Here is a 3,072-nt window from a genome sequence, read left to right on the forward strand (position 1 = left end):
GTGACTCGTACAATTGCTTCGTATTATCTGAAATAAACGGACGAACAGATTCTAAAACAGAAGAATCGAGGACCTTCATCCTTTCGTCCCCCTTCGATCATGCACTGATGACAACACTTGTTTATACAGCTTATCATAAGATTTTTTAATCGATTGAATATCCTCCTCATACATCCATCTTTTTGCTTTCTCATACCATTCATCAAACCCGCTGATATTTATTGTATAACTAGGCTCAAAAAATGATTTGTCTATATCATGAGGAATACGATTTCGATAATCATAGTCCAATGCATGTTTCGCTTCGTTCATTGTAATCAATTCGTTTTGAGCAAGTTTAACAACTAGCGCTTTATACGGAATTTGAAAGATACTAATTAATCGCATAATTTTTTCCGGAAGAGATTGTTTCATGCGAACGGTTTCTAAAAATTGAAAGCTTCTTTCTAACACAAAGTCATTAATTAAAAATTCGGAAGCAAAAAGATTAGGAAGCCGCTCTTTTTCATCATAAATACGATCAATCATGATAAAATTTTGGTCAGGGTTTTTAATTTTATCTCTGTCAAAAAAGAAATGATAAAACTCGTGCGCCCACATGAAATTTTCATATATTCTCGGCTGTGCGGTATTAATATGGACATAATAATCACCGTTATAGTAATATACAAGCCCACCATAGTCAGGATTTTGAATCGGAAACTGCAATACATTTGCATGCTCGTAAAGATAGGTTTTTATAAAATCAAGCGGCTTTACATGAGCAAGGGGATCTCCGAGGGAGTAAATACGGTCCATTGCCTTTTTAATTTTCGGCAAATGTGTTTTGTTATGCTCTACAATCATTTCAAGATTATCTTTTGTAATCAATGGACTACCCCCTTGGATTTTCCGAATTTGCGACTGATTTCAAAACATCGATTAGTTCAACAAATTCGCTAAAAAGATGCATACCCTTTTTTAATTCTTCGTCCACTGTACCGTGAAACGAAAGTGCCACATAATTCATAAAGGAATCAGACCTATTGCGGTCAAACGTTTTTTCTTTAAATTCCATATCTTCCTTGTAAAAAAAGAACGGATCTTTAATACGGAATAGCTTATTGATTTTTGCGACATACTCCTCCACATTTCCTTCACCATTTAAGAAATTATAATAAGCGGTCTTCTTAATACCAGTGCGTTCCATCACCCATGAATGTTTAATCCCTTTACTTTCTATATATTTTTTGACATTCTGACCTACAATTTTGTTCGTATTGACCATACATTTCACCTCCATCTATCATAAATTATAAATAAGAATGAATGGATTTTCTATATATTTTCCTCAAAAAGCGGAATGTATGATTATTTTATACGAAAAATGATTAAAAAGTTCCTTTTCAAACGTATTTTTTCCTTAAAAAACGGTATTTTAACCACTTCCTCATGTTTTTTCAATCCTTTTGGCTGAGCAAAATAGAGGCACTAGCCCTCTATTGCCAAATAAAAAACGCAGACAAAGAGAAAAACAAATTTCGAGGAGTGCACAGGCATTGAAAGAAACAAACCTCTCCCGATTCTCTCTGGCACCGCTCTCCAATCAACGTTCCCCCTTCGCATTTTTTTCTTGACGTCCTTCTCTTATTCTCCGAAACGCCATCGCCTTCCATAATGCTTCATCTGTGATGTCGTCAGTTTCTGCTAGGTCGGCAATTGTTCGGGCGAGGCGAATGATTTTTGTTTGAACACGATTGCTTCAGTCGTATGTAGCCGACCAATGCTGAAGCAGTCGCTGTTGACCTTTCGTCAGCGGACTTTTCGCAAGCAGCACGTCAATCGGCACACGGCCGTTTGTTATTTCTTCCCCATATCGTTCGAATTGCCGGAAACGCGCAGCTTCCACACGGCTGCGAATCGTTTCCGAACAGTCTACTTGTTTTGATTTTTGAGTCAAATCCACTGCTTCTAACGATAACAATATATCGATGCGGTCGTAAATCTGTCCTGATACGCGATGGCGATATGCTTTGATTTGTTTTGGGCTGCATATACAATATCGCTGATGATGTAGTTCGGCACAACATCTGCTTTTACAAACTGCACATATTTTTTCTTTTTCTCAACAATCGTTTCGGAAAAGTAATGAAGGAGTGCGTCGATGTTCATAAATGAAGGTAATGAGGTGGATATAGCGGCTTACTTCCAACATGCCTGTATCATCGTCAATGATTTTACTGAAGTAACGCTTTTCAAACACATGCCCGGTTAACCCGTAACGTGTATTGTAATAGTTGGCGTATCGTTTATTAATAAGTGCCATCACTTTAGAAATGGATTCCTGTTGCGAACGGAGCTGCAAATGGAAATGATTCGTCATGAGGCAATACGAAGCGATTTCAAACGGTATTTTTTCATGAAGCTGTTCGAGGATATGCAAAAACGCGCGGAAATCATTTGCTTCTTTAAACAACGGATCGTGCCGGTTTCCACGGCACACAATATGGTAAAACAAATGCGGCACCCAAATCCGCCTCGCCCGACCCACATTTTTCACCTCACATGAACTTTCTTGCATATCCTTTCGACAAAAACGGGCAAAATCCTGCATCGAAAGAAAAATTTCTCTCGACGGGTGACAGGCACACTACCCTACCCCATATTCTTTTGTTTTTCTAATACGACATCAATTAAATAATCCATTTCTTCTTTCTTCTCCGCTCGATACAAATCATCTAATAAGTGATGCAACAAATACAAATCAGTAATAAGGTCTACTTTGTTTTGCATCGGTTTACTTTCCAAACCTAATCTTGCGCTTAAATATTTTTTTATTGCCTGCTGGCTTTCATTGATTCTTGCTCTTTCTTCCGCCATTCGGATCACTCTCGCCATACTTAACACCTCCATTAGTTTTTCTACATACTCCTTATCAATAAACTTGTCGGAAACCGCAATAATCGTTGCCAATAAACGTACTTGTTTTTCCTCATTTTTGATCCGTTTCGCAATTTCTACTGTTTCAATCGCTCGTTCGGAACGATTGAGGGAACTTCGCATTAATGGGAGGAAAATGAGATGCAGCTCATC

At 37.9% G+C, this 3,072-nt stretch carries 3 protein-coding genes and 4 pseudogenes; all 7 read right to left on the reverse strand.

Annotation, left to right across the window (positions count from 1 at the left end; translation table 11 throughout):
- Window positions 1–75: 75 nt before the first annotated feature.
- The gene (locus M4I42_RS16460) at window positions 76–870 is read right to left on the reverse strand and encodes an ImmA/IrrE family metallo-endopeptidase (RefSeq protein WP_268853133.1); all 795 of its coding nucleotides are present in this window, start codon (window positions 868–870) and stop codon (window positions 76–78) included.
- A 4-nt stretch (window positions 871–874) separates the two neighbouring features.
- Window positions 875–1,267: a hypothetical protein gene (locus tag M4I42_RS16465; RefSeq protein WP_268853134.1), complete on the reverse strand. Its 393-nt coding sequence runs from the start codon at window positions 1,265–1,267 to the stop codon at window positions 875–877.
- Between the two features lie 318 nt (window positions 1,268–1,585).
- Window positions 1,586–1,729: pseudogene (locus tag M4I42_RS16470) on the reverse strand (ATP-binding protein); the annotation flags it as partial.
- 12 nt (window positions 1,730–1,741) lie between these two features.
- A complete protein-coding gene (locus M4I42_RS16475; protein ID WP_268853135.1) occupies window positions 1,742–1,939 on the reverse strand; it encodes a hypothetical protein in 198 nt (65 codons plus the stop codon).
- A 60-nt stretch (window positions 1,940–1,999) separates the two neighbouring features.
- Window positions 2,000–2,092, reverse strand: a pseudogene (locus M4I42_RS17130) (hypothetical protein); the annotation flags it as partial.
- 72 nt (window positions 2,093–2,164) lie between these two features.
- Window positions 2,165–2,530 (reverse strand): annotated as a pseudogene (locus M4I42_RS16480) (transposase); the annotation flags it as partial.
- A gap of 104 nt (window positions 2,531–2,634) precedes the next feature.
- Window positions 2,635–3,072 (reverse strand): annotated as a pseudogene (locus M4I42_RS16485) (hypothetical protein); the annotation flags it as partial.

Origin of the sequence: Anoxybacillus sp. J5B_2022 (assembly GCF_026847645.1) — a bacterium.
Lineage (GTDB): Bacteria > Bacillota > Bacilli > Bacillales > Anoxybacillaceae > Anoxybacteroides.

What these genes read in the sequence shown, in the direction of transcription:
- M4I42_RS16465 (WP_268853134.1), bottom strand. Translation starts at nt 1,267, where the DNA reads ATGGTCAATACGAACAAAATTGTAGGTCAGAATGTCAAAAAATATATA.